Source organism: Hyphococcus luteus (assembly GCF_002943565.1).
GTDB classification, from domain to species: Bacteria; Pseudomonadota; Alphaproteobacteria; order Caulobacterales; family Parvularculaceae; genus Hyphococcus; species Hyphococcus luteus.
The window spans coordinates 276,335-302,594 of sequence record NZ_PJCH01000003.1 but is presented as its reverse complement, the minus strand read 5'-3'; the positions used below and the strand labels follow the sequence as shown (position 1 = coordinate 302,594).

The window sequence follows — 26,260 nt, the reverse complement described above, 5'->3', positions numbered from 1 at the left end:
CCATTCATGCTGCCATGGCGGGCGCGGGAAGGCGAGCCATATGCGGCGAACCGCCCTGAATCTGCGGGGAAGGGCGGAACGCGCTGATTTTCCGAAGGGTTTTAGGCGTTCGAAAGGGCTTTCTGGAAGTTTTCGTCGACCTTTTCGAGGAAGCCGGTGGTGGTGAGCCATTTCTGCTCGGCGCCGATGAGGAGCGCGAGATCCTTGGTCATGTCGCCGGACTCGACCGTTTTGATAACGGTCTCTTCGAGGGTCGTGGCGAATTTGATCAGCTTGTCATTGCCGTCGAGTTTGCCGCGGTGGGCGAGCCCGCGGGTCCAGGCGTAGATCGAGGCGATGGAGTTGGTGGAGGTCTCTTCGCCGCGCTGATGGGCGCGGTAGTGACGGGTCACCGTGCCGTGCGCGGCTTCGGCCTCCACCGTCTTGCCGTCGGGCGACATCAGGACCGAGGTCATCAGGCCGAGCGAGCCGAAGCCTTGCGCCACTGTGTCGGACTGCACGTCGCCGTCATAGTTTTTACAGGCCCAGACATAGCCGCCGGACCATTTCAGGCACGCCGCCACCATGTCGTCGATAAGGCGGTGCTCATAGGTGAGGCCGGCCGCGTCGAACTTTTCTTTGAACTCGGTCTCGTACATCTCCTGGAAGAGATCTTTGAACCGGCCATCGTATTTTTTCATGATGGTGTTCTTGGTGGAGAGGTAGAGCGGGTATTTGCGTTGCAGGGCGTAGTTGAACGACGCGCGGGCGAAGTCGCGGATCGACTCGTCGAGATTGTACATGCCCATGTAAATGCCGGAGGCGGGCGCGTCGAAGACCTCTTCCTCGATGACGTCGCCGTTTTCGCCTTCCCATTTCATGGTCAGCTTGCCCTTGCCGGGGAACAGCATGTCGGTGGCGCGATACTGGTCGCCATAGGCGTGGCGGCCGATGATGATCGGCTGGGTCCAGCCCGGCACCAGGCGCGGCACGTTGCGGATGATGATCGGCTCGCGGAAGACGACGCCGCCGAGAATGTTGCGGATCGTGCCGTTGGGCGAGCGCCACATCTTTTTAAGGCCGAATTCCTCGACCCGCGCCTCGTCCGGGGTGATGGTGGCGCATTTGACGGCGACGCCGTATTTCTTGGTGGCCTCGGCCGCGTCGACGGTGATCTGGTCGTCGCTGGCGTCCCGGGCCTCAATGCCAAGGTCGAAATATTTCAGGTCGATATCGAGATAGGGATGGATCAGCTTGTCCTTGATCATCTGCCAGATGATGCGGGTCATTTCGTCCCCGTCCATCTCAACGATCGGGTTATCGACTTTGATTTTTTGCATGGAATTTCCTACCGGACATTTAGGACGCGCTGGAAGGCGCCGGCGCTGGAGATTAGACTGAATGGGTGTTGCGGGGGCTCTTAGCATCGGGCGGGCCCAAAAGAAAAGAGCCTGCCGGAACAAGTGCGCCGGCGACGGGAATTTCCGAGGTCATGACAAAAAAAACGGATGAAAAGCACTCCGGAGCGGCGCGAATCGCCCGCCGGGACGGGCGGGGCGACGTCAAGCCGGCCCCGCTTTTCGTGCTGGTCGAGCCGCAGATGGGCGAGAATATCGGCGCGGCGGCCCGGGCGATGCTCAATTTCGGGATTTCGGGCCTCCGGCTGGTCAATCCGCGGGACGGCTGGCCCAACGAAAAGGCCGGCGCCATGGCGGCGGGGGCGACCCTCGTCGTCGACCGGGCGCGGGTGTTCGAGACGACGCGCGAGGCCCTCGCCGATTGCAATTACGTCCTGGCGACGACGGCGCGGTCGCGTGAAGCGCTCCTGCCGGTGCTCGCCCCGGCGGCGGCGGGGGCCGAGCTCAAATCCCGCATCGATCGCGGCGAGCGCTGCGCTGTCCTGTTCGGCGGCGAGCGGTCAGGTCTCGCCAATGACGATGTGATGCGCGCCGACGCCATTGTCTCCATTCCGGTGAATCCTGCCTTTGCGTCGCTTAATCTTGCGCAGGCGGCGCTGATTATCGCGTATGAATGGGCGAAGGCCGAAGGCAGGACGGCGCCGCCGTCGGAGCTTGAGGCGACGCTTCCGGCCTCGCGGGAGAATTTCGAGCGCTTTGTCGCGCATCTTGTCGGGGAGCTCGAGAAGACCGGGTATTTCTTTCCGGAGGAAAAGCGGCCCAATATGGAGCGCAATCTGAAAGTCGCCTTCATGCGGGCGGGGCTGACGGAGGGCGAGGTGCGCTCCCTGCGCGGCGTCATCAAGGCGCTGGTGAAGGGACGCAAAGATTGAAGGGGCGTTGAATGTTGAGCGCGGGCGCGAAAGGAGCGGGGACGATGATGACAGGAATGGCGAGGGGGCTTGCGGCGGCGGTGATGCTGTTCGCGGCGGCGTGCTCGGACAGCGGGGAGAAAGCCCCCAACACGCCTGCGCAAACCGACGCGCCGGCGCGCTATGACGTCATCATTGAAGGCGGGACGGTCTATGACGGATCCGGCGCGCCGGGAGAGGCTGCCGATATCGCCATCGCCGGAGACCGCATCGCCGCGATCGGCGATCTCGACGGCGCCTCCGCTGAAACCGTTATCGACGCCGAAGGCCTCGCCGTCGCGCCGGGCTTCGTCAACATGCTCTCCTGGGCGGTCGACGATCTCATCGAGGACGGCCGCAGCCTCGGCGACATTTCCCAAGGCGTGACGCTGGAGGTTTTCGGCGAGGGCGTTTCCTACGGTCCGTGGTCGGAGGAAATGAAGGCCCAGGCGAAAAAACGCCAGTCCGACATCAAATACGACATCGAATGGACGACGCTGGGGGAGTATCTTGAATATCTGGAAGAGCGCGGCGTTTCTCCCAATGTCGCGTCTTTCGTGGGCGCGACCACCTTGCGCGCCTCGGTCATCGGCTATGAAAACCGCGAGGCGAGCCCGGAAGAACTGGAAGAAATGCAAGGCATGGTGCGCGACGCCATGCGCGAAGGCGCGCTCGGCGTCGGCTCTTCGCTCATCTATGCGCCGGCGAATTTCGCCAACACCGAAGAGCTGATCGCGCTCAACAAAGCCGCCGGCGAATATGGCGGCATGTATATTTCCCATATCCGTTCCGAGGCGCAGGAGCTTCTCGAAGCCATCGACGAGCTCATCGAGATCGCCGAAAAGGCGGGCGTGCCGGCGGAAATCTATCACTTCAAGGCGAGCGGCCAGTCGAACTGGGACAAGCTCGACAAAGCGATCGCAAAGATCGAAGCCGCGCAAGACGCGGGGCTGAAGATCACCGCCGACATGTACGCCTATCCGGCGAGCTCCACGGGGCTCGACGCGGCGATGCCGCTCTGGGTGCAGGAAGGCGGTTATGAAAAATGGGCTGAGCGGCTGAAAGCCCCGGAAGTCCGCAAAAAAGTCTCCGAGGCGATTCTCAATCCGTCGGAAGATTTCGTCAGCGGGATTGCGAATGCGGGCGGACCTGAAGGCGTCCTTCTTGTCGGCTTCCGCAATCCGGACTTGCGCAAATATATCGGCAAGACCTTGGCCGAAGTCTCAGAAGAGCGCGGCACGCCTTACCCAGAAACGGCGATGGACCTCGTCATCGAGGACGGCAGCCGGGTGCAGGTCGTCTATTTCTCCATGTCGGAAGACAACATCAAAAAGAAGATCGCGCTGCCCTGGGTCAGCTTCGGCTCCGACGGGGGCTCCATGGCGCCTGAAGGCGTCTTCCTCGAGCAGAGCACCCATCCGCGCGCTTACGGCAATTTCGCCCGGGTCTTCGCCAAATATGTGCGCGAGGAAGGCGTCCTCACCATCGAAGAGGCCGTGCGCAAGCTGACCTCGCTGCCTGCGGGCAATCTGAAGATCAGGGACCGCGGGATGCTGGCGCCGGGCTATTACGCTGACGTCGTCATCTTCGATCCTGAAACGATTCAGGACAAGGCGACCTTCGCCGACCCGCACCAGCTCGCCGTGGGCGTTGAAGACGTTTTGGTCAACGGCGTGCTCACCATCGAGGACGGCGAGCACACCGGCGCGACGGCGGGCCGCGTCGTGCGCGGGCCCGGCTGGGAAGGCTGGAGCGAGGCGGCTGACGATTAGCGCGCCGAAGCGAAAAGGACGCCGGTTTGGCTGAAAAACTGGTCATTGAACGCATCGAGCATGCGGATGCGCTGCATCTGCATCGCTTCAAATATTACGACTTCGCCATGGCGGCGTTCGTGGCGATCCTCATCTGCTCGAACCTCATCGGCGCGGCGAAACAGGCGCAATTCTTCGAGCTTCATATCGGAAGCTGGAATGTCGGCATGTTCGGCGCCGGCATTCTTTTCTTCCCTTTGTCCTATGTGCTCGGCGACGTCCTGACCGAAGTTTATGGTTACGCCCGCGCGCGGCGGGTCGTCTGGGCGGGCTTTGCGGCGGTCCTGTTCATGGCGTTCATGGCCTGGGTGGTGGTCGCCATTCCCCCGGCGCCGGGCTGGGGCGGACAGGAAGCTTATGAAATGGTGTTCGGCCTCACCCCGCGCATTGTGTTCGCCTCGATCCTGGCCTTCTGGGCGGGCGAGCTTTCCAACGCCTTCGTCATGGCCCGGATGAAAGTCGCCTCCGGCGGCAAGCATTTGTGGCAAAGGACGATCGGATCGACCGTGGTGGGGCAGGGCGTCGACAGCCTGATTTTCTATCCCGTCGCGTTTCTGGGGACGGCGGGCTGGCCTGTCGCGTCGGTCGTCACCGTCATGATCACCAATTATGTCCTGAAAGTGCTTTGGGAGGCGGTTTTGACGCCGGTGACCTATCGCGTGGTGGCGATGCTGAAAAAAGCCGAGGGCGTCGACGTCTACGACACGGATACGGCCTTTACGCCTTTCTCCATCCGGTCTTAACTGGCGACAGCCGCAGGGGGCGGCCGGGGTATCGGGGGCGTTTCATGTTCGACAAGCTGTTCAAGGCCAGGCGCCGGGACGAGACCAAAACGTCCTATGCGGCGCTTTACGAGGCGCGGGCGAAAGAGAAAAAGCCGCGGCCTTCTCTCGACGAAGACGCGCTCGACTATCACCGCCAGGCGCCGCCGGGCAAAATGGAGTGCGTGCCCACCAAACCCATGTCGACGCAGCGCGATCTCTCGCTCGCCTATTCGCCGGGTGTGGCCGCCGCCTGCCGCGAAATCGAAAAAGACAGCGCCGCCTTGCGGATCTACACCAGCTGCGCCAATCTCGTCGCCATCGTCACCAACGGCACGGCTGTCCTCGGGCTCGGCGATATCGGGCCGGAAGCGGCCAAGCCCGTCATGGAGGGCAAGGCGGCGCTCTTCAAACGTTTCGCCGGCGTCGATGCGGTGGATCTGTGCGTCGATGAAAACGACCCGGGAAAGCTCGCCGATCTCATCGTCGCCGTGCAGTCCGGTTTCGGCGGGATCAATCTTGAAGACATCAAGGCGCCGCAATGTTTCGAGGTGGAGCGGCTCGCCCGCGAACGCACGAAAATTCCGGTCTTTCATGACGACCAGCACGGCACGGGCGTGTGCGTGCTGGCGGGGCTTTTGAATGCGCTGACCTTGAGCGGGCGCAAGCTCGCCGACATTAAGATCGCTGTCTCCGGCGCGGGCGCCGCGGCCATCGCCTGCGTCGAACTTCTGATCGCCGGCGGGGCGAAAAAGGAAAACATTCTGCTCACGGACAGTACAGGCGTCGTCTATGAGGGCCGCAAGCAAGGCATGTCCGGCCAGAAGGCGACTTACGCCGTCAAAACGAAAAAGCGCACGCTCGCCGACGCGGTGGAGGGCGCGGATTTCTTTCTCGGGGTTTCCCGGCGCGGGCTTCTGACGCCCGCCATGGTCAGAACCATGAACGCCGAGCCGATCATTTTCGCCCTCGCCAATCCCGAGCCGGAAATCTGGCCAGAAGACGCGGTCGAAGCCGCGTCTGGCGCCATCGTCGCCACCGGGCGCTCTGACTATCCGAACCAGGTCAACAATGTGCTCTGCTTTCCGTTTCTTTTCCGCGGCGCCCTCGACGTTGCGGCGAAGACCGTCACCAAAGGCATGACGCTCGCCGCCGCCAAGGCCATCGGCGCCGTGGCGCAGATGGAGACGCCGCAGTCGGTGCGCGCCGCTTACCCGGATGAGACATTCGAGTTCGGGCCGGGCTATATCCTGCCGAAAGCCTTCGATCCGCGGCTCCTGCCGGCAGTGGCCGCCGCCGTGGCCGAAGCGGCGATGAAAGAAGGCGTCGCCGCCGCCCCGATCCGGGACATGGGCGCTTACCGGGCGCGGCTCGAAAAACTCGCCCTCGCCCTGCAGGCGCTCTAAGAGCCTGACCGAAAATCTGGCAATGGAGCAAAAATTACGATGATCAGACGTCAGCCGACCGCAGCACGATACGCCGCCAGGCTCTTATTCTTTCGTTTTAGAGCCCGAGATGCATCGTTTTCCGGCTGGCGAACGTCTGACAAACCCTCATTTGCATGGTTGTGGTGAATATCCGTTCGGGCTCTAGGCTGCGCCCCGCTCTTGAAGAGGGGATGCAACAGACGGTAAACTAATCAGTGTAAAAAGGCGGGCGCATCAAGAGCCGCCACCCCTTAAGGGAGGGGCCCATGACTGACGGTTGCAATGGCTGACGATCACAGAACCCGTCTCGACGCCGCCGCGCCGGTTTTGGCGAAGACCGGCAAGGGCCCGCGCATCGCCATTCTCGGGGCCGGCTTTTCCGGCATGGGCATGGCGATCCGGCTGCGTCAGGAAGGCTTCGAAAACTTCGTCATCTATGAAAAGGCCGACGAAGTCGGCGGCACCTGGCGGGAGAATGTCTATCCCGGCATCGCCTGCGACGTGCCCTCGCATCTCTACTCGTTTTCCTTCGAGCCCAACCCGCACTGGTCGCGGCGCTTTTCGCCGGGCGGCGAGATCTGGGACTACATGAAGGCCTGCGCGCGCAAATACGATCTCTATCCGCGCATCGCTTTCGGCAAAAAGGTGACCGCCATCCGCCATGACGGAGCCGAATGGACGGTCGATTTCGCAGACGGCTCCTGCGTGACGGCGGATTACGTCGTCAGCGGCCTTGGCGGGCTGCACGAGCCGAACGTGCCGGACATTCCCGGCCTCGACGCTTTCAAGGGGCCGATGTTTCACACCGCGCAATGGCGCCAGGATGTGGATTTGACGGGCAAGCGCGTCGCCATGATCGGCTCGGCGGCGAGCGCCATTCAGGTCATTCCGGAGATCGTCGACAAGGTCGCGCATCTCGACGTCTATCAAAGAACGCCCAACTGGGTGATGCCGCGCCAGAGTTACGCCTATCCGAAATGGCTGCAGGGGCTTTTCGAAAAAGTCCCGCTTCTCGCGCGCGCTTATCGCGGGTTTTATTTCACGCTTCTTGAATGGCGGTTCAGCGCGTTCAAAAAGAACGAGAATTACGTCAAGGGTCTTGTCCGCAAGACCTTCAAAAAGCACCTCGAAGAACAGGTCCAAGATCCCGACCTGCGGGCGAAGCTGACCCCGGCTTACGAGGTCGGCTGTAAGCGAATCCTGATCTCGGACAACTATCTGCAAGCGATCCAGAAAGACAATGTCGATCTCGTCACCGACGGCGTCGCCGAAATCACGGAGGCGGGCGTCAGGACGAAAGACGGCCGGGAGCGTTCGGCGGATGTCGTCATCCTCGCCACCGGGTTCAAACCGTTCGACATCCTGGAATCGATCGATGTTGCGGGTCCTTCCGGCCGGAGCCTGCGCGAAGCCTGGAAAGACGGCATTGCCGCGCATCGCACGATCGCCGCGCCGGGCTTTCCGAATTTCTTCATGCTGCTCGGACCCAATTCCGGCCTCGGACACAACTCTGTCGTGCTGATGATCGAGGCGCAGGTGAATTACGTCATCGACCTCATTCGCCGGGCCGGGGAGGGCACCCTGATCGAGCCGCGCGAAGAAGCGGCGAAGGCTTACGACGATCGCATTCAGCGCGATCTGCAGGAGCGCGTCTGGGCGACCCGTTGCGGCGCCTGGTATGTGGATGAGAATGGCCGGAACTTCACGCTCTATCCGCACAATGTGCGGACTTACCTGAAAGAGATGAAGCGGCCCGACTTTTCCGAATACAGCGTCCGCGCCGCCGCCCATTGAGCGCGGGTTAATGGTGAATTTTCGCGCATAGGTTGAGGGCTTAAATAGGTGCGCGCAAGCGGCGAGCAGTTGCGCATTGTTTGCACATATTTTCCGGCCGTTAGCGCTGAAAACCCCTTGCGAAAGGGCTTTCTTCGTGGTTTTTCTGGACGGTAGTAACTGTTTTGTCCAGGGGGACTAAAGTGATCAAGAAGCTCGTATCAATCGCGGCTGCAACAGCGGCGCTCGGCTATGGCGCGGCCAATGCAGCAGCCGTGAACTGTTCCGATGGAACACCGGATGTCAGCGGCAACGTAACGCCGACGTCAGCCTGCCAGTATTCGAATTCGGCGACGAATGATTCCGAGGCGGTCGTGAATTCCGAAATGTTTTTCGGATACGACGACTGGACTTTCGACGCGAAGGACGAAGCCGATAATGGGTTCGGCGCGGTCGATGAAGGGCCCGATACGGTCGGTCTTATCATCGAGGGAGACTCCGAGTTCGGCAGTTGGGAACTGACAGGGCTCAGCTCTCTCGACGGGCTCGATGTCATGCTTGTCTTCAAAGACGGCCAGACCGCTCTTCCGGGCGTTGTCGTCGCCTATCTGGTGAGCAGCCTGAGCGGAGAGTATACGTCGCCGTTTTACAAAGCGACGGGCGCGCTGAAAGACATCAGCCATATCTCTGTTTATCTTCGCGATAGCGTGTCAGAGGTTCCGCTGCCGGCCGCCGCGTGGCTGATGATCGCCGGCCTCGGCGGGCTTGGCTTCGCAGGCCGCCGCAAGAAAGCCGCTTAAGCGCTTCAGCGCAGCGCACCGAAATTCGAAAAGCCCGCCATCCGGCGGGCTTTTCGCTGTTTTGGGCGGAAAATCGCGATATGCCCGCGCTTTCCGGCCCGAGAACGTTGACATTCCCGTCCCCCACCGGTAATTCCGCGCGCTTCTGACGGGTGGCGCGTGGACCGCCGTTTTAATCGCTTCGGGGATGGGCCCCGGGGCCGGGCCGCGCCGGAAAACGAGGATAAAATGTCGAAGCGCAACAGCGCCAAGCACAAGCTTGACCGCCGGGTCGGCGAAAACGTCTGGGGCCGGCCGAAATCTCCCATCAACAAACGCGATTACGGGCCCGGCATGCACGGCCAGCGCCGCAAGGGCAAGCTGTCGGACTTCGGTCTGCAGCTCATGGCCAAGCAGAAGCTCAAGGGCTATTACGGCAACATCTCCGAAAAGCACTTCGAGCGGATCTATAACGAAGCCGTCCGCCAGCGCGGCAACACCGCCGAGCTTCTCATCGGGCTTCTGGAAAGCCGTCTCGACGCCATTGTTTATCGCGCGAAATTCGTGCCCACCGTGTTTGCGGCGCGGCAATTTATCAACCACGGCCATGTGAAAGTGAACGGCGTTCGCACCAATATCCCGTCTGCGCGGCTGAAGCCCGGCGATGTGGTTGAAATCAAAGAAAAATCCAAGAACATGGCGCTGGTGCTCGAAGCCCTTCAAAGCGCCGAGCGGGACATCCCGGAATATCTCGAGGTGGACCCGAAGAAAATGACCGTCACCTATATGCGCGTGCCGGAATTCGCCGAGGTGCCTTATCAGTGCACCATGGAGCCGAATCTGGTCGTCGAATATTATTCGTCATAAACTGACGTTGCCGATCTTGCGAAAAAGGCCGCCTTCGGGCGGCCTTTTCTTTGACCTCAAGTCTTTGCTTTTACTTATGAAAGAGAAAACTCTGTTGTTTAACAGCAACAGATCACGGTCTAACGCAATCTGCTTTTCACAATTCGTAATGAGGGGCGTGAGCCTCGCTGCGGTTTCGATATAGTCATAGGCAACGGCAGGGGCGCCGGGGCTTATTCTGCGGGGAATATTAAGAGGGCGTTCCTGTCTCACCGGACTATATGGGAGCATTAATTATGTCAAAAAACCTGATGCGCAGGAGTTTGCTTGCGCTGTTGTCGACCGCATCCGCAGGCGCGATGTTGACGGCTGGAGCTTATGCCCAGGATGAAGATCTTGGCGAAGACAATATTCTTGTCACCGGCACGCGGATCGCAAGACCTGCCCTGGACGCGCCGTCGCCTGTCACAACGATCGACGCCACTAATATCCAACGTTCGGGCGAGACCAACCTCGTCGAGCTGTTGAATGAAGTGCCGGCCCTTGTCGGGTCTGTCGACAATGACGACGCAACCCTTGGCGGCGGCATCGGCGCAACGGGTCTCAATACGCTAAACCTGCGCAACCTCGGCTCCAACAGGACGCTGGTTCTCGTCAATGGCCGCCGGCATGTGGGCGGTTCGGGCGGATCGACCGCCGTGGACATCAACACCATTCCGGTCGACATGATCGAGCGCGTCGATGTGCTGACCGGCGGCGCCTCGTCGATCTACGGCGCGGATGCGGTGACCGGCGCGGTCAACTTCGTTCTGAAGGACGATTTTGAAGGCGTTTCGGTGCGCGGTCAGGGCGGGCTGACGCCGGACCATGGCGATGCGGCCAGATATTTCGGCAGCGTCACCGCGGGCAAGAATTTCGCGGACGATCGCGGCAATATCATGTTTTCTTTCGAATACTCCAAAGAAAACGGCATCGATTCCAGCGATCGCGATTTTGCAAATGACGGCTATTACACGCTGCTCGACAACCCGGATTTTGATCCGAACGGCGATGTTCGCCAGCGCGTGTTCCTGCAGGACGCGACCATCCGCTTCGCGAGCCCTCAGGGCGGCGTCGCCATCGACTTTTTCGACGGCTTTGATCTGTTGTTCGATTATGAAGGCGACGGCGATCCTTACGAGCAGGGCGAGGTAATCGCCTTCCGCAACTCCATCGGCGGCAGCTCGACCCGGATCAGCTCTTTCACTGGAAGTCTGACGTCAGACATCGAGCGCTATGTCGCCAACGTCAATACGCATTACGAGTTCAATCCGAATGTCCGCGGCTTCCTGGAGCTGAAATTCGCCCAGGTCGATTCTTACGCCACGAGCAGCCCGGCCTTCAGCGATCTCATTCCGATTGTCGTTGCGGACAACCCGTTCGTGCCGCAGACAATTGCGGATGCGGCGAACATGGCGGGCGCGGATACGGTCTTCATTTCTCATGACACGTTCGAACTTGGCCGCCGCGCGGAGGACATCCGCAGACGGACCTATCGCGTCGCCGCCGGTCTTGAAACGACGATCCTGCCGGATAGTTTCGACAATCTCGGCTTTGACATGTCGTTCGTTTATGGCCGTACTGATGAAAGACTTATCTCGGAGAACAACCTCGTCCTTGACCGCTTCTATGCGGCGATGGACGCCGTGATCGATCCGGCGACAAACGAGCCGACCTGCCGCTCCAATCTCGATCCGAATGCGCTGCCGCCTCAGATACCATTCCCGGGCGGTTTTGGCTTCCTCGGCTATTTCGATGCATTCAATACGACTGTGACGCCGGGCAATTTCGGCACCACGCCGTATTTCACGCCGGGCCCGAACAGCGGTTGTGAACCGTTGAATCTTTTCGGGCTGGGCAACGCCTCGCAAGCGGCGATTGATTTCGTCAATGACGACAGTCTTCGCGAAGCATCGGTCGAGCAAATGGTCGTAACGATGGTCTTGCGCGGCGACACTGCCGGCGTCTTCGAGCTGCCGGCCGGTCCGGTCTCCTTTGCTCTTGGCGGCGAATACCGTGAAGAAGACAGCGAGGACAATCCGCCGCTGATCGATACGCAAGGCTTCACCTTCGGCAACGAAATCTTTCCGACTGTGGGCGGCTACAATGTCTTCGAAGGGTTTGGCGAAGTCTCGGTGCCGCTCATTGCAGACAAGCCTTTCGCGGAAGAGTTTTCTGTGGACGCCGCGTTCCGGGTGTCCGATTACTCCACCATCGGCTCCACGCTCGCGTGGCAGGTTGGCGGCGTCTACAAGCCGGTTGACGATATACGTTTCCGCGGCACGTATTCGGTCGCCGTGCGCGCGCCGAACATCGCCGAACTCTTCAATCCGCAGAACCAGTCCTTCTTCCTGCCGGATGATCCCTGCGACATCGACAATATCCCTCTCGCAGCCGATCCAGGACTTCGAGCGGCGAACTGTGCGGCGATCCTGACGCCGCTCGGCGTCGACCCTGGGACGTTTGAAGGCGACGACATCCTGAACGCCACGTTCCCCGGTGTTGTCGGCGGCAATCCGGACCTCTCGGAGGAAACCGCCAAAACCTGGACGGCCGGCATTGTCTTGCAGCCGCGCTGGCTCGAGGGCCTGACCTTCACGGCCGACTATTACAATATGCGCATCACCGACGGCATCATCGCCCCGGCGAGCCAGGATATTGTGGATCAGTGCGTGGACTTGCCCTCGATCGACAATGAGTTCTGCAACCTGATCACGCGCCGTTCCGACGGCGGTCTGAGCTTCCTCGAAGTGGTGCCGATCAACGTGGCCTATTTCGAAACCTCGGGCGTCGACTACGAGGTGAACTATTACTTCGATCCGGCGGAGGTCGGGCTGACCAATATCGGCCAGTTCAATCTGCGTTATGTGGGCAGCTATCTTGAGCGTCTCGATGTGATCAGTCTTCCGGGACAAACGCCGGATGAGGAGCGCGACGAAACGGAGACGCTGCTCGGCGACGATGCGCCGGTTCACACCGGAGCGCTCGATTTCACCTGGTTCTATGACAAGCTGACGGTGAACTATCGCTGGCGTTTCCGCGATCGCGTCTATCGCGATGAAATCGACGAGTTTGATGCAGCTGAAGATGAGGGCCTGATCCTGTTCCAGCCTGGCCGTACTTCAGCTCTATCGACCCACGACGTTCAGGTCCGTTTCGAAGTGCACGATCAGGCGGACGTGTATGTCGGCGTGAACAATATGTTTGACCAGGAGCCGGATATCGGCTCCCTCGGCACGCCGGTGAACTCTGTCGGCCGCTATGTCTATGGCGGCTTCTCCTTCGACTTTTAAGAAATGGCGGGCTGACGCCCGGTTGATGTACCGAGAAAGGCCGCTCATCCGGGCGGCCTTTTTCTGTCCATAAACAATTGGAATTAGAGCATTCTTTTTTATCGCCTGTTGTCGCCCAGCAACAGCGGCGCGGTCAAAATGTCTCCGGCGACGCATAGTTGACACAAAAAGGATGAGCTCAGCCTCGGTTCCGGTATGGTGTGTGATCACAAGTTGGCGACCGGATTCAGCAAGGGGCTGTGCCGGATTCGCTTGTCTTGCTGGGCATGCATGGGAGAGAAAATGTCGAAAGAATTTGTGCGTAAGGGTTTTCTTGCGTTGCTGTCGACTGCATCAGCGAGCGCGCTCCTGACGGCTGGGGCCTATGCGCAAGATGATGTCGAGCTTATTCCAGAGACCTCCTCTGAGGATGACGAGAGCGGCCGCGACGTTGTGGTCGTCACCGGTTCGCGCATCCGCAAGGACGAATTCTCCAGCCCGGGGCCCGTTCAGGTCATCGACCCCCGCCTTGGCGAACTGCAGGGCACGATCGATGCTGCGTCCCTGATCCAATCGTCTTCGGTCGCCTCTGGATCGGCGCAGACCACTTCGGCGATCTCTTCGAACTTCGTCACCAATGGCGGCGCCGGCGCGGCGACGATCTCCCTGCGCGGTCTCGGCGCGGAACGCACGCTCGTTCTCCTGAACAGCCGCCGCGCCGGTCCGGCGGGCACCCGCGGCGCCGTCAGTTCATTCGACCTCAACGTGCTGCCGACCTCGATCATCGGCAATATCGAAATCCTGAAAGACGGCGCGTCGTCTATTTACGGATCGGACGCGGTCGCCGGCGTCGTGAACATCATCACGAAACGCGACACGGACGGCGTCGAGTTCGATTTTTTCGGCTCCCAGCCTTTCAAATCCGGCGGCGAGGAATATCGCGCCAGCGCCACTTGGGGCAAAACCTTCGACCGAGGCCACCTGCTGATCTCCGGCGATTATTACAAGCGCAAGGAACTGGCGCGCGGCCAGCGGCCCAAATATCTCGAATGCGGCGAAGAACGCATCTTCGACTCGCCGGGCGGCAACCGCGTCGATCTCGTTGATCCGCGTACGGGCAATTATAAGTGCTCGGACGACCTGCCCTGGGGGCACATCTGGATCTACGACCTGCATTATTACGATTACGACTATGGCTATCTTTATGGCGGCCTGACGAATAACCCAAACTCGAATATTCCGGGCAGCGGGCCGGGGGTGGTGACCAAGTTCCAGTATAATTACGCCGGCGACAATCTTCAGAACTACATCCCGGCGTTGGCGCCGCCGCGCGACGGATCGGACCTGACGGTTCCGGACGGGTTCTTCCCGGTCGAATACGATCCGATCTCTTACGCCCTGTTCAACCAGCAGTCGCCGTTCATTCCCGAAGTCACCGTCATTCCCGAAACGACGCGCTACACCGCCTATCTCGACGGCGCTTTCGAGATCACCGACAATGTCGAAGTCTATGGCGAGTTCCTCTTCAACCGCCGCGAAACCTATCAGAACAGCTGGGTGCAGTTCTGGGATTTCGGCGTCACGTCCGATCCGGGGCCGGTGATCACGAATTTCTGGGGGCTGCCCGGGGGCAACCCTTTCAACCCGTCGACCGGGCCTTATCTCACGAGCGCTACGCCGATCACCAACCACGCTGACGCATCGCAGCAAGTGGATTATTTTCGCGGCGTCGGCGGTTTCCGCGGCGAGTTCGATAGCGGCGGCCTGAAGGGGTGGGCCTGGGATGTTTATTCCCAATACAGCCGGTCGAAAGGGCTGTATCGCAACGACCAGATCTACAAGGACTCGATCCAGTACCAGTACGATATTGGCTACGGCTACTATCCTGACGGCTGCGAAGGCTATGTGACGCCGGTCAGTCAGAAAGAATGCGTGACCATCGACTGGTGGGATCCCGAACTTCTGCGTGGCAATATTCCCCAGAATGTCCGGAATTACCTCTTCGGCACGGAAGAGGGCAAAACGATCTATACTCAGGCCTATGTGGAGGGGATCCTTACCGGCAATGTCGTTGAGCTGCCGGCCGGTCCGCTCGGCGCGGCTTTCGGCGCAACCTTCCGGAAGGATTCGCTTGACGATCTCCCGGGCCACATCACTTACGCGGAAAACCCGTATTACGATCCGAGCGATCCCGACTCGCAGGAGTTCATCAACAACTCCTGGACGGGCAGCGCGTCGGGCAACACGGTCGGCTCGAGCAAAACGCTTGAATTCTTCGGCGAGCTCAGCATTCCGCTTCTGCGCGATATTCCGGGGATTGAATATTTCGAAGTCGGCGTCGCCGGGCGCCATACGGATGTGAGCACGGTTGCGGGCACAGCCCAGACCTGGAAAGTGAGCGCCAATTGGGTGGTCACCGACTGGCTGCGTCTTGGCGGCACGATGGGAACGTCGTTCCGCGCCCCGGCTTTGTTCGAGCTTTATCTCGCGGACCAGACCTATTTCGAGGGGCAGCGTGTCATCGAACCTTGCGCCGGCTGGGGTGAGGCGCTGGCGAGAGGCGACATATCGCAACAGCTTGCGGACAATTGCGCCGCTGAAGGCGTGCCGGATAATTACACGGCGGGCGCAATCTCTTCCACCATCATCACAAGCGGCGGTCTCGGAGAGCTTGAGCCGGAAACCTCCAAGGCGAAGACTGCGAGCGTAACCGTGTTCCTCGATCCGATCCTGCCGGAGAAAACGAAAGCAAGCATTCGCGCTGACTATTTCGACATCGAAGTCAATGGCGAGATTGCGCAGCTTGGGCCGGCGAATATTCTCTATGGGTGCTTGTCCTCGAATTTTTATCCGGACGACCCGCTTTGCGAACTCTATGAGCGCAACGGCCAGGGCAATGTGAACTCGATTGCGACGGTGACGGACCAGTTCATCAACGTGAACAGCCAGAAGAACCGCGGCCTCGATTTCACGGTGCGGATTGACCAGGAGCTTCCCGGCGAGCTGGGCGACCTTCAAATCCTGTCGCAAATGACGGTGCAGCTCAAAGATACGATCGCCTTGTTTGAAGGGACGATCGAGGACATCAACGGCGAAGAGGGCGAGCCGAAATTCACCGGCGACCTCAATATTCGCTGGGACAAGGGCGACTGGTCCGCCCTCTGGTCTATCGACTATTTCGGCCGCACCAGCGATCTTGCGGATTTCCGCGAGGAATCCGGTCTCGACAGCGCCTGCGGCGTGACGGACATTCTTCATGACGGTCCGTATTGCGTGGATGTCGTCGCGGAACGGACGATCTATCACAGCGTCTCGCTGTCCAAGTCATTCATGGACGATCAGTTCAAGGTGATCTTCGGCGTGGCGAATGTCTTCGACAAGGAGCCGCCGCGCGTTTCCGAATATGGGGCGAACTACAGTTCAATCACCAATCTCGGCGCGGTTCCCTATCAGTCGCAATATGATTTCGTCGGACGGCGGGCCTTCCTCAACCTGAAGGCCGCGTTCTAGGAAACGGCTTGAATCATGCACGGAACGGGCGGCGGAGCGATCCGCCGCCCGTTTTTAATCTTGCCCGCTATGGGCCGCGGTTTTAGACCTGTTTTTGACGGGAAAGTTTGAAGAGGCCTGCGCCATGCCCAGAGTTTCCATGAAACCTGACACGTTGAACGTGGAAAACAGGAAATTTGAGCAAACGCCGCTGCGCCAGCCCTTGTTCATTAACTCTGTTCCGAAAAGCGGCACGCATCTTCTGCGCAACATCGTCAGGATGTTCGTGCCGGTCGAGCAGCAATATCATGAACAGTTCATTCAGCATCCGAACCTTCAGCAACATCTCGAAGCCTTCAATCCGGAAAAGAACTATCTGAGCTGGGGGCATCTTCTGTTTTCGGACGCCTCGGCGATCGAGCTGGCGAACAGCAGGAAGGTCGTCCTTTACCGCGATCCGCACACATGGGTGCTGGCGCGGGCGCGGTTTTTCCTGTCCGACGAATTTTCCGGCAATATCGATCACGTGAAGGGCGGGCGCATCCGGGTCGAGGAACTGCTCAACCTGATGATCCTCGGCATTTATCAAAAAGTGCCGTCCATGCTCGATCTTTACGTGCACAACGCGGTCGCTTGGCTCGGCGCGGGCAACACGATCGTACGCTATGAAGATCTCGTCCATGCGGTGAAGAATATCGACAGCCTCGAATCGGAAGTCTATTTCCGCAAGCTGCTCGGCGATTGCGGCATCGATCCGGTGCCGGAGGATTGGCGCGAGCGCGTCAAGGTGGGCGCCGACCGCAAGCAGAGCGGGACGGCGCGGGAAAATCTCTCCGGGCTTTCGGTGGAAATTCCGAATGAACTTCCCGAAGCGCAAAAAAAACTGATTGAGTTTATGGCGCCGGGCTTGCGGAAAATGCTCGGCTACGAATAGACGGGATCGTTGCAGGCGCGCCGCCGATCAGCCCTCAAGCCGCGTCTTGATCTCCGCAATCAGCGCGTCGACGCCTTTTTCGCCGCCGCCATTGTTGGCGATGATCGAGGTGAACTGGCTGCGCTGTTCGATGGCGAGCCAGACATTGTCGGCGCCGGCGTCGACGATGCTCAAGTCGCCGTCGCGGCTCCGGTAGACGCGCCAGTGGATGACCGTGTTCGCGTAAGAGCTTCCCGGTTCTGGGTTCTTGATCTTGGAATTGACGATGATGTCGCGTTCCGAACGGTCGACGGAGCCGGTGACGACAAGGCTTTCCCCGGCATAGTCGGAAAGCGTGTTGCGATAGATCTTTTTCGCATAGCGATGGAACAGGGGATAATATTCCGCCTCCTGCTCTTCGCTCATGCGCCGCGCATATTGACCGAGCACGAAGCGGCCGATGCGGCGCATGTCCACATATTCGTCGACGAGCGCCTCGATATTGTCGAGCATGGTCTGATGATCGGCGCCGGCGAGGATCGGCGCGGCTTCATCGAGGATACCTTGCACATAGTCCTCCACGGCTTGATCCGCGGCCGCCGGTTGCGTGGCGAAACAGAACGCGGCGGCGCCGGCGGCGGCGAGACGAAAGACGGAACGGCGGGCGAGGCTGCGCATGAGTTGAGCTCCTCCAGGAGGGAAATGTCTATTCAAGATCGTCGAATTCTTCGAATTCGCCGATATCCGGCAAGTCTTCGTAATTGGTGCGGCCATTGGAAATCTCGCGCTTGCGCGATTGCAGGTAAAAACTGCGGATGGACGCGTAAAAGTCGAGAGAATCCGTGCGGATGTCTGCGAGCGGTTCGATCAGCGGCTCGCGCGCGCTGACAATGTTCGCGCCGGCGCGGGAAAAGCGGAAATAGGTGGCCGGATCGGTGCGCACCCAGAAGGCCGGATCGGCGGTCAGGTCCACGCCGGCGCCGAACCCGTCGCGCAAGGTGGAGGGGCCGAAAAAGGGCAGCACCAGATAAGGTCCGGAATCGACGCCCCAAACCGCCAGCGTCTGGCCGAAATCCTCCGAATGCTGCTCGATGCCGAGCCGTTCGGCCGGATCGCCCATGCCGCCGAAGCCGATCGTCGAGTTGATGACGAAACGCCCCATGGTGTCGCCGGCGCGGCTGAACTCGCCCTGCAGCAGGTCGTTCACCAGGATGACCGGCGTTCTGAGATTGGCGAGAAAATTCCGAATGCCTTTGCGCTGTTTCTTGTGGGTGACGGTGCGATAGGCCTTGGCCGCCGGGATCATGAGATGTTGGTCGAACCCGTCATTGATGGCGAACATCTTGCGGTTGAAGCCTTCCCAGGGGTCGGCGTCCGCGCCGTCCGGGCTCGTGTCCGCGGTTTCGAGATCCCGGGCGATGTCCTCCGGATCGTCGCCTGCGCCCGAAAGCTGCGCCTCGGCGGCGCCGGAAAGGACGAGGCAGGATGCGGCGATATAGGCGAAAAGTCTCATAATGGCGGTGCGCCCCCTGGCGTCGGCGGGCGGTCGGGCCCGCTTTCCTGATTTGTCCCGCACCATATAAGGCTTCGCGCCGCCGGAACAATGAACAAACGCGCTAGCGGGCCGGATGGCCGCCGCTTCAGCTTGCCGGGGCATAAATATATCTTTATATCTCAAGAAAAGTGTCTGACTCACCCCAAAGGCCCCCCATGGCGCTGGACGCTGCTCTTCATGTCTTTCGCGCCATCGGCGAGGAAACCCGGCTTCGGATCATGGTGCTCCTGATCCGGGGCGAGCTGACGGTGAGCGAGATTACCGCCATCCTCGGGCAGAGCCAGCCGCGGGTGAGCCGCCATTTGAAAATTCTCGCCGACGCCGGCCTCGCCGAGCGCCATCGCGAAGGCGCCTGGATGTTCTACCGGGCGGCGTCAGGCGGCGATGCGGGCGGCGAGGATGACGACGATGCGGCGCGCCGGGCCGTGGTGGAGGCTGCAGCGGCGCTGGCGGCCTCAGGCGACCGCCTTCTGGCGCGGGACGGCGAGCGCTTCGAACAGACCCGGCTCGCCCGCGCCGCGCAGGCCGCCGCTTATTTCGAAGAAAACGCCCAGGAATGGAACCGGCTCAGAAGCCTCCATCTTCCCGAGCAGGATATCGAAGCGCGTATTCTGTCGCTCGCCGATGACAGGCAAATGAGCCTTTTCATCGACATGGGCACCGGCACGGGCCGTATGCTCGAAATCTTCGCCGGCCATTACGCCGCCGCGATCGGCTATGATCTGTCCCATGAAATGCTGTCCATCGCGCGCGCCAATCTCGACCGCGCCGGCATAACGACCGCCCAGGTGCGCCATGGCGACATCCTGGCGCTGCCATTGGAAAACGGCGCCGCCGACTGCGTTTGTTTGCATCAGGTGCTGCACTTCCTGGTCGATCCGGGGGCGGCTGTGATGGAGGCGGCGCGGCTTTTGAAAAAAGGCGGCGCCCTGATCATTTCGGATTTCGCGCCGCATGAGCTGGAATTCCTGCGCGAGGAGCACGCGCACCGGCGTCTGGGCTTCTCCGACACGGAAGTCGAGGGCTGGTGCGAAGCCTCAGGGCTGAAGCTCGACAAGGTGGAGACCCTGTCGCCGGCCTCGGGCGAAACGCAGAAACTGACGGTGAAAATCTGGCGCTGCCTCGCCTGAAGCCGTATTTTTGCGGGCGGCGCCGGCCATTTCCATTATGAGATCAGTGAAGCACCCCGGCGAGAGCGAGCGCGATCACGGTGAAGCCCGCGCCGCATAAAAGTCCGCTCACCAAAACGCCAATTTCTTGAAACGTACGCCCCATGCCCGGATCCTTCCCCGCATTCCGTTTCAACGCCCCGATTCAACACCCGTTCAACGCGTGTCGATCAGTGCGGAGAAAGCATGTCTGCGAAAGCGGGGATTGGCAAAGCGCAAGGGCTGCACATCGGCGCACTTCATGCGCTGAGGCGCGGATAAGCGCTTGCCGCTGTTTGTGAAATAATTTTTACAGGTATTTTTCCACAGATTTTTCCCGGGAAACAGACAATCATGACGGCGGCAAGCTGGATTTTCCGGGCGGCGGGACTTATGAAACGCGGCCATGCCTTTATGGGACCGCATAGAGACCGCTATCGTCGAAGCCCGCAAGCGCACGCTGGGGGCGTTTCTGGAAGCGTTCGCCGCGCAGAAGCAGCGGCGCAACGAGACCGCCTTTTCCATCGCCTTGATCGCCCTGTCGGCGAAGATGGCCAAGGCCGACGGCGTCGTCACCGATGACGAGATCGCCGCCTTCAAGGATTTCTTTTCTTTTCCCGAAAAAGAGGCGGACAAGGTCCGCATGATCTATCAGCTCGCCCAGCAGGATGTGGCGGGCTTTGACGAATATCTGCGCCGCGCGGCGAAAATCTTCGAGGATGCGCCGGCGGTGCTCGAGGACGTCCTCGACTGCCTTTTCCATGTGGCGACAGCCGACGGCGTCGCGCATCCGCGCGAGCTTGAACTGCTCGAAAAGGCGGCGACCGTGTTCGGCGTTTCTAAGCCCGCTTATCACCGGCTGAAGGCCGTGCATCTGGGGCTGGGCGCGGACGATCCTCATCTCATTCTGGGTGTTGAGCCGGGGGCCGGGCTCGACGCCGTCAAATCCGCCTATCGCGCGCTTTCCCGGGACCATCATCCGGACGCCCTGATGGCCCGCGGCGTGCCGCCGGACCTTGTGCGGATCGCTGAAGGCCGCATGGCGGCGATCAACGCCGCCTATGAACAGATATTAACCGATTACAGGTAAAATGGCGGCGCATGGGGCGCCTGGTTCGCTGGACGCGGGCCCCGCAATTTGGTTTGATACCCCTTCCAGAGTCGCGTCGAGTGGGTTTTAAAGAGGTGGATAAAGCGATCGGAAAGTCAGGCGAAGAAGCGGCCTCAGGCTCGCTGATCCGGCGGCTGGGCGAGGTTATGCTGTTTACCTGCGTCGTCGCGCTTTCCTGCCTCGCCGTGATTGCGGTGGCGCTCGCCGCGCCCTTCGTTCTCGCCGCTTCCGCCATCGCCGGCCTGTTCGCCAAGCCTGGCGCGCCGCGCGGCTGGCGCCCCGCCGGGGCGTAACAAAACCGCCGGTTTTTCCGGCGCTTCAATCCCTTTCCCGATAAATTCGTTTGCCGCCGGCAAGGCTTCGCCTTAAGGCGGGTTCATCTCCCCGCCCTGTCCCCTTGGTTATAAGGCGCGATCCATTGTCCCTGCGCGAACTCTCCGTTTTGTTCTCCGTCTGCTTCGTGTGGGGCGTTCATTTCGTCGTCATCAAGCTCGCAGTGGGCGTCCTGCCGCCGATCTTTTACGCCGGCATCCGGATGGTGCTGGTGGCGCTGATCCTGTCGCCGTTCCTGACCTGGCGGAAAGGGGAAATGGGGCTGGTGCTCGTCGGCGGGCTCTGCCTCGGCGCGTTCAATTATGGGCTGATGTTTTCGGGGATGAAGTTTGCGCCGGCTTCCGCGGCGGCGATCGCCATTGAGCTGAACGTGCCGTTCTCCACGCTGCTCGCCGTTATGTTCCTTGGCGACCGGCCCGGCTGGCGGCGGCTTTTCGGGATCGCGCTCGCTTTCGCCGGAGTCGCGGTCATCGCCCTCGGCGGATCGGAAGACGGGGCCGGCGGAGAAGAGGCGGCGCGCATCGGCCTTGGCATTGGCCTCGTCGCCGCCGGCGCGTTGTCTGAGGCCACCGGCGCCGTCATCGTCAAGCGCACGACCGCGTTCAAACCCCATGAATTGCTCGCCTGGTTCGCGCTGGTGGGCGCTGTCGCGCTGATGACCATGTCGTTTTTTCTCGAAGAGGGGCAGGGCGCAGCCTGGGCGTCGGCGGACCGCACGCTTATTGTCGGGGCCATTCTCTATTCGGCGCTCGGCGCCTCGCTTTTCGGCCATACGGCCTATTACTGGCTGTTGCAGCGCCTGCCGATCAGCATGGTGGCGCCGGCCGTTCTGTTTACGACCGTAATCGCCGTGTTTTCGAGCGTTTTTCTCCTCGGCGATCCCTTCGGCCCGCGCATGGCGGCCGGAGGTTTAATGACCCTGGCGGGGGTCGGCGTGGTGCTTTTCCGGAATGTTAAGAAACAGGCTAAGAATAAGGCTTTGCTGGAGCCCCAGGGGTAAGCCATGAAGCTCATCGACGCGCCGTCGCCCAATTTCGACGACCGGAAACTCCCGGTCGACACGGTGATCCTGCATTACACCGGCATGGAAACGGGCGCCGAAGCCCTCAAACGTCTGCAGGAGCCGGGCGCGAAAGTCAGCGCCCATTATCTCGTCGAGGAAAATGGCGATGTCTACAAGCTCGTCGAGGAAGACAAGCGCGCCTGGCATGCGGGCGTTTCCTATTGGAAGGGCGACATCGAAATGAACGGACGCTCCATCGGCGTCGAGATCGTCAATCCCGGGCACCAATTCGGCTATCGCGACTTCCCGGACGCGCAGATCGCGTCGGTGATCGATCTTCTGAAAGAAATCCGTGCACGCCATAAAATCGATCCCGCGCGCGTGATCGGCCATTCCGACGTGGCTCCGCGCCGCAAGGAGGACCCGGGCGAAAAATTTCCCTGGAAAAAACTGAGCGATGAGGGGCTGGCGCTGGCGCCCTTCGAGGGCGACGCAAAAGCCGGCGAGGCGGTGACGTTCGAGGCGGCGTTGGAAGCGCTTTCGGCTATCGGTTATGACGCCAATCTCGGCGATTACGCCGCGGGGCTTCTCGCCTTTCAGCGCCGGTTCTGTCCGCAGGCTTTGGGGCAGGGCTTCGATCCGCTGACGCGCGCGGCGCTGATCAGCGTTAAAGAAAAGCTCTGACGAATTCGAAGCTCAAACTCACGCCGAAGACGAGCGCGGTCGCGGCCCATAAGCCTTCATAAGCGGCTTGCGAAACGCTTGGCGCCGGGGCGATCTTCAACAGGCCGCCGACGCCAATGCTCTCAGGCGCGCGCAAAGCGGTCCAGACCAGGAGGGTCGTCAGAAACGAAAACCACGGGAATTGCAGGACGATCACCGAGGCGACAGCGCCGGCGATGAACAGGATCGCGCCAAAAGAGGGTCTCGACAGGGTCTGCATGAGCATCCGGAAAGCGAAGGTCCCTCCTTGCTAGAGGAGGATTTCTAATTTCGTTTAAGAATGCGCACGTAAGATCGAAGCACCGGCGCAAGGTTCTGTTAGTTTATAGAACGAGCGGCTTGATGTCCGGCGGAACCCATTCCTTGCGCGCTTTTACCGAAAACAGGGTCTCTTTCGTCCAGTAGTCGAACAGCCAGTCGCTCCGGCCGAAGGGCGAGGCGAAGAGCCGGTTGCAGAGCGCGTGCAGGGGCGGCTCGTCCGTTTGCGCCGCGAGAAAGCCGCGGGCGACGATCAGCGAGGCCTGCGTGATGGTCTCGTGATAGCCGGCCGTGTCGGTGTTCTCGCCGCCCACAGCGACGTTGTAGCGGCGGATGAGATGCGGCATGTCCCGCTCTGGGACAATGTCCGGGCGCTTGCATATGAGCCAGAACGCCGCCGCCCAATGGGCGCCGTGGGTCCACTCCGCCTTGGGCAGGGCGCGGTCGAAAAACCCCTCGCCGATGCGAATAATTTCCGCTTCGGAGCTGTAATGATACAGCGCCGCCATGATCCGCGTCCTTGTTTTCTGCTTGCCCGCGAAGCCTCATAGCCGGCCGCGTCTCCATGCGCCAGCCGTCACTTGCGCAAGTCTTTGGGCCGGGTGAATTGGACGAGACGCCCGCCGCCGAAATCGGCCTTGCGCCAGGCGCCGATATCGAATTCGAAAACGGCCAGCGCGCCTTTGGGAAATTTGTTTGCGATCCGGGCGAGTTCGCGCGCGTCGCTCTCATGTGGGTCGGCGAGCCTGACGCCGAGGGCGTGAAAGCCGGGATTGTGGCCGACGACCAGCACATGATCGCATTCATCGGGCAGTGTCTTGATGGCCTCGAGGATCTCCTCTTCCGTCGCTTCGTAAATCGCGGCGTCGATCATCGTCTCGAGCGGTTCGGCAAGGCGGGCGTTCACGCCGTCGAGCGTCTCGCGGGTGCGGGTCGACGGCGAGCACAGGGCGAGACCTGGAAGGCGATCGCTTTTCGCCAGAAACCCGCCCATGAGCCTGGAATCCTCGCGGCCTTTCTTGGTCAGGGGCCGCTCCCGGTCGGTGATCGCCGGCGATCTTTCGGCGGCCTCGGCGTGGCGCAACAGGGAAATTCGTTTCATGCACGGATCATAGGGGGCTGCGCGGGCCCCTTAAACCGTTAATCACGCAGCCTTGACCCGGACGGCCGGAAGGGACACATCACTCCCCGCCAGACGGTCGGACGGCCGCCCGCCTACGCGGCGTAGCCGCTTCGGCGCGGCAAGCCCTGCCTGCACGATGCAGCGGGTTCGCCACGCCGAAGCCCGAAAGGGCGAAGGCGGGAGGAAAGTCCGGGCTCCATGGAGACAAGGCGCCGGGTAACGCCCGGCCGGGCCTCTCAGCGATGAGGGGTCTGAGGGACAGCGCCACAGAGAACGAACCGCCTCTTTTAAAGGGGCAAGGGTGAAAAGGTGCGGTAAGAGCGCACCGCCGGACCAGCAATGGGACGGGCACGGCAAGCCCCGCCTGGAGCAAAACCGAATAGGGACGGCGCGCCCCAAAAGGGCAGGCGGGTTTCCGCGCCGAGTCGTCCGGGTTGGTTGCTTGAGCCGCGCAGCAATGTGCGGCCTAGAGGAATGGCCGTCGCCTCGCGAGAGGTACAGAACCCGGCTTACAGACCGTCTGGCGCTTTTATTCTGAAGCGGATCAAGAGAAACTTGGTCCGACGTATATTTCTTTTTCTGATCACGGGGTCCCGCCATGCCGTCATTCGATATTGTTTCCGAAGTCGATCTTTCCGAAGCGGAGAACGCCATCCAGAACGTCACGCGGGAAATCTCGACGCGCTATGATTTCAAAGGCTCGAAATCGTCCGTTGAAATGAAGGACGGCGTCATCACGATCTTCGCCGACGACGATCTGAAGCTTCGCCAGATGCACGAGATTTTGCAGGGCAATATGCAAAAGCGCGGCATCGAGCCGGGCTCGCTCGACTATCAGAAGGAAGAGCCGGCGGCGGGCCAGTCCGTGCGCCAGCGCGTCCTCATCAAGCAGGGCATCGACAAGGAGCTCGGCAAGAAGATCGTCAAGGCGATCAAGGGCGGGAAATTCAAGGTCCAGGCGGCGATCCAGGGCGATTCCCTGCGCATCACCGGCAAGAAACGAGACGACCTCCAGGAGGTGATCGCCTTCGTCAAGGGCATGAAGCTCGAACAGCCCATGCAGTACCAGAATTTCCGGGACTAAGCGGCTGTCCGGGCTTTAAGAACGGCCTTGCGGCCTAGGCATTTCCGGCGGCGTCGGTTAAGAGCCCTAGTATGAGGTCTGTAACGACACAGGAGCCCGATGGACAGACGTTCGCCAGCCGCCAAACCGATGCCTCACAGGCTCTTATTCTTTTATGTTAGAGCCGGCGCCGCATCGGCGCGCTGAAAGGGACGTCTGATCTTCTTCGTTCCGAAGGGATTGCAACACCTTAAGATCAGGCTCTAAGACGCGAGGGAGACAAGGGAGAGCGATATGGCCGATATGGAAGCGAGCCTTCTCGAGATCATCAAGGAGCACGCGGTGGGGCTCACCGGCGAGCTCAATCGCGACACGCCCATCGCCGATCTCGGCATCGATTCCTTTTCGGTCGTGGAGATCATCTACGAAATCGAGGAAAAGCTCGACGTGGAAGTGCCGTTCAACGCCAATGAAAATCCGTTCGGCGAGATGACGACGGTCGGCGATCTTCTCGACGCCCTCGACAAGCTGATCAAGAAATAGACC

General features: G+C 60.7%; 23 protein-coding genes and 1 other RNA gene. 18 read left to right on the top strand and 6 right to left on the bottom strand.

Annotated elements, in window-relative coordinates; translation table 11 throughout:
- Window positions 1–101 precede the first annotated feature (101 nt).
- Window positions 102–1,319 (bottom strand): NADP-dependent isocitrate dehydrogenase, encoded by a 1,218-nt coding sequence (locus CW354_RS04015; RefSeq protein WP_104828758.1) that lies wholly within the window; start codon window positions 1,317–1,319, stop codon window positions 102–104.
- 152 nt (window positions 1,320–1,471) lie between these two features.
- Between CW354_RS04015 and CW354_RS04010 the strand changes: the two genes are divergently transcribed.
- The 10 genes from CW354_RS04010 to CW354_RS03960 all read left to right on the top strand — a co-directional run bounded on the left by CW354_RS04010 (window position 1,472) and on the right by CW354_RS03960 (window position 17,418).
- Window positions 1,472–2,269, top strand: coding sequence for an RNA methyltransferase (locus CW354_RS04010; RefSeq protein WP_104828757.1), 798 nt, complete (start codon window positions 1,472–1,474; stop codon window positions 2,267–2,269).
- A 44-nt stretch (window positions 2,270–2,313) separates the two neighbouring features.
- On the top strand, window positions 2,314–4,059 hold the full coding sequence (locus tag CW354_RS04005) for an N-acyl-D-amino-acid deacylase family protein (RefSeq protein ID WP_207764652.1): 1,746 nt from the start codon (window positions 2,314–2,316) through the stop codon (window positions 4,057–4,059).
- A 26-nt stretch (window positions 4,060–4,085) separates the two neighbouring features.
- Window positions 4,086–4,841 carry a queuosine precursor transporter gene (locus tag CW354_RS04000; RefSeq protein WP_207764651.1) on the top strand — a complete coding sequence of 252 codons (756 nt, stop codon included), beginning with the start codon at window positions 4,086–4,088 and terminating at the stop codon, window positions 4,839–4,841.
- 44 nt (window positions 4,842–4,885) lie between these two features.
- Window positions 4,886–6,265 carry a malic enzyme-like NAD(P)-binding protein gene (locus CW354_RS03995; protein WP_104828756.1) on the top strand — a complete coding sequence of 460 codons (1,380 nt, stop codon included), beginning with the start codon at window positions 4,886–4,888 and terminating at the stop codon, window positions 6,263–6,265.
- Between the two features lie 303 nt (window positions 6,266–6,568).
- Window positions 6,569–8,080: a flavin-containing monooxygenase gene (locus CW354_RS03990; RefSeq protein WP_104828755.1), complete on the top strand. Its 1,512-nt coding sequence runs from the start codon at window positions 6,569–6,571 to the stop codon at window positions 8,078–8,080.
- 182 nt (window positions 8,081–8,262) lie between these two features.
- Window positions 8,263–8,859: a VPLPA-CTERM sorting domain-containing protein gene (locus tag CW354_RS03985; RefSeq protein ID WP_104828754.1), complete on the top strand. Its 597-nt coding sequence runs from the start codon at window positions 8,263–8,265 to the stop codon at window positions 8,857–8,859.
- A 228-nt stretch (window positions 8,860–9,087) separates the two neighbouring features.
- A complete protein-coding gene (gene rpsD / locus CW354_RS03980) occupies window positions 9,088–9,705 on the top strand; it encodes a 30S ribosomal protein S4 (protein WP_104828753.1) in 618 nt (205 codons plus the stop codon).
- A gap of 275 nt (window positions 9,706–9,980) precedes the next feature.
- Window positions 9,981–13,016, top strand: coding sequence for a TonB-dependent receptor domain-containing protein (locus tag CW354_RS03970; protein ID WP_165793514.1), 3,036 nt, complete (start codon window positions 9,981–9,983; stop codon window positions 13,014–13,016).
- A gap of 282 nt (window positions 13,017–13,298) precedes the next feature.
- On the top strand, window positions 13,299–16,505 hold the full coding sequence (locus CW354_RS03965; RefSeq protein ID WP_165793513.1) for a TonB-dependent receptor domain-containing protein: 3,207 nt from the start codon (window positions 13,299–13,301) through the stop codon (window positions 16,503–16,505).
- A 139-nt stretch (window positions 16,506–16,644) separates the two neighbouring features.
- Window positions 16,645–17,418 (top strand): hypothetical protein, encoded by a 774-nt coding sequence (locus CW354_RS03960; RefSeq protein WP_207764650.1) that lies wholly within the window; start codon window positions 16,645–16,647, stop codon window positions 17,416–17,418.
- A 27-nt stretch (window positions 17,419–17,445) separates the two neighbouring features.
- Here CW354_RS03960 and CW354_RS03955 read toward each other — a convergent pair whose 3' ends face one another.
- Window positions 17,446–18,075 carry an MlaC/ttg2D family ABC transporter substrate-binding protein gene (locus tag CW354_RS03955; RefSeq protein ID WP_165793512.1) on the bottom strand — a complete coding sequence of 210 codons (630 nt, stop codon included), beginning with the start codon at window positions 18,073–18,075 and terminating at the stop codon, window positions 17,446–17,448.
- A 28-nt stretch (window positions 18,076–18,103) separates the two neighbouring features.
- Window positions 18,104–18,910: an MlaA family lipoprotein gene (locus CW354_RS03950; RefSeq protein WP_165793511.1), complete on the bottom strand. Its 807-nt coding sequence runs from the start codon at window positions 18,908–18,910 to the stop codon at window positions 18,104–18,106.
- A 197-nt stretch (window positions 18,911–19,107) separates the two neighbouring features.
- On the opposite strand from CW354_RS03950, the gene CW354_RS03945 reads away from it, so the two are divergent.
- From CW354_RS03945 to CW354_RS03920, 5 genes are all read left to right on the top strand, one after another.
- The gene (locus CW354_RS03945; RefSeq protein WP_104828747.1) at window positions 19,108–20,082 is read left to right on the top strand and encodes an ArsR/SmtB family transcription factor; all 975 of its coding nucleotides are present in this window, start codon (window positions 19,108–19,110) and stop codon (window positions 20,080–20,082) included.
- A 424-nt stretch (window positions 20,083–20,506) separates the two neighbouring features.
- Window positions 20,507–21,190 (top strand): molecular chaperone DjiA, encoded by a 684-nt coding sequence (locus CW354_RS03935; protein ID WP_104828745.1) that lies wholly within the window; start codon window positions 20,507–20,509, stop codon window positions 21,188–21,190.
- Window positions 21,191–21,285: 95 nt separating this feature from the next.
- Entirely contained in the window at window positions 21,286–21,504 is a 219-nt protein-coding gene (locus tag CW354_RS03930; protein ID WP_104828744.1) for a hypothetical protein, read from the top strand.
- Between the two features lie 125 nt (window positions 21,505–21,629).
- Window positions 21,630–22,544, top strand: coding sequence for a DMT family transporter (locus tag CW354_RS03925; protein ID WP_133162164.1), 915 nt, complete (start codon window positions 21,630–21,632; stop codon window positions 22,542–22,544).
- 3 nt (window positions 22,545–22,547) lie between these two features.
- Window positions 22,548–23,231 (top strand): N-acetylmuramoyl-L-alanine amidase, encoded by a 684-nt coding sequence (locus tag CW354_RS03920; RefSeq protein ID WP_104828742.1) that lies wholly within the window; start codon window positions 22,548–22,550, stop codon window positions 23,229–23,231.
- Here the strand turns inward: CW354_RS03920 and CW354_RS03915 are convergent.
- The 3 genes from CW354_RS03915 to CW354_RS03905 form a co-directional block, all read right to left on the bottom strand.
- On the bottom strand, window positions 23,215–23,490 hold the full coding sequence (locus CW354_RS03915; RefSeq protein WP_165793510.1) for a hypothetical protein: 276 nt from the start codon (window positions 23,488–23,490) through the stop codon (window positions 23,215–23,217). The two genes, CW354_RS03920 and CW354_RS03915, sit on opposite strands and share 17 nt — an antisense overlap.
- Before the next feature lie 103 nt (window positions 23,491–23,593).
- Complete coding sequence (locus tag CW354_RS03910) at window positions 23,594–24,037, bottom strand: hypothetical protein (protein WP_104828740.1); 444 nt, start codon at window positions 24,035–24,037, stop codon at window positions 23,594–23,596.
- Window positions 24,038–24,105: 68 nt separating this feature from the next.
- Window positions 24,106–24,630, bottom strand: a complete 525-nt coding sequence (locus CW354_RS03905) for a SixA phosphatase family protein (RefSeq protein WP_104828739.1) — start codon at window positions 24,628–24,630, stop codon at window positions 24,106–24,108.
- A gap of 183 nt (window positions 24,631–24,813) precedes the next feature.
- On the opposite strand from CW354_RS03905, the gene rnpB reads away from it, so the two are divergent.
- From rnpB to CW354_RS03890, 3 genes are all read left to right on the top strand, one after another.
- Window positions 24,814–25,179, top strand: an RNA gene (rnpB, locus tag CW354_RS03900) — RNase P RNA component class A.
- Between the two features lie 70 nt (window positions 25,180–25,249).
- Window positions 25,250–25,735, top strand: a complete 486-nt coding sequence (locus tag CW354_RS03895; RefSeq protein WP_104828738.1) for a YajQ family cyclic di-GMP-binding protein — start codon at window positions 25,250–25,252, stop codon at window positions 25,733–25,735.
- Between the two features lie 273 nt (window positions 25,736–26,008).
- Window positions 26,009–26,257, top strand: coding sequence for an acyl carrier protein (locus tag CW354_RS03890; RefSeq protein WP_104828737.1), 249 nt, complete (start codon window positions 26,009–26,011; stop codon window positions 26,255–26,257).
- Window positions 26,258–26,260: the final 3 nt, after the last annotated feature.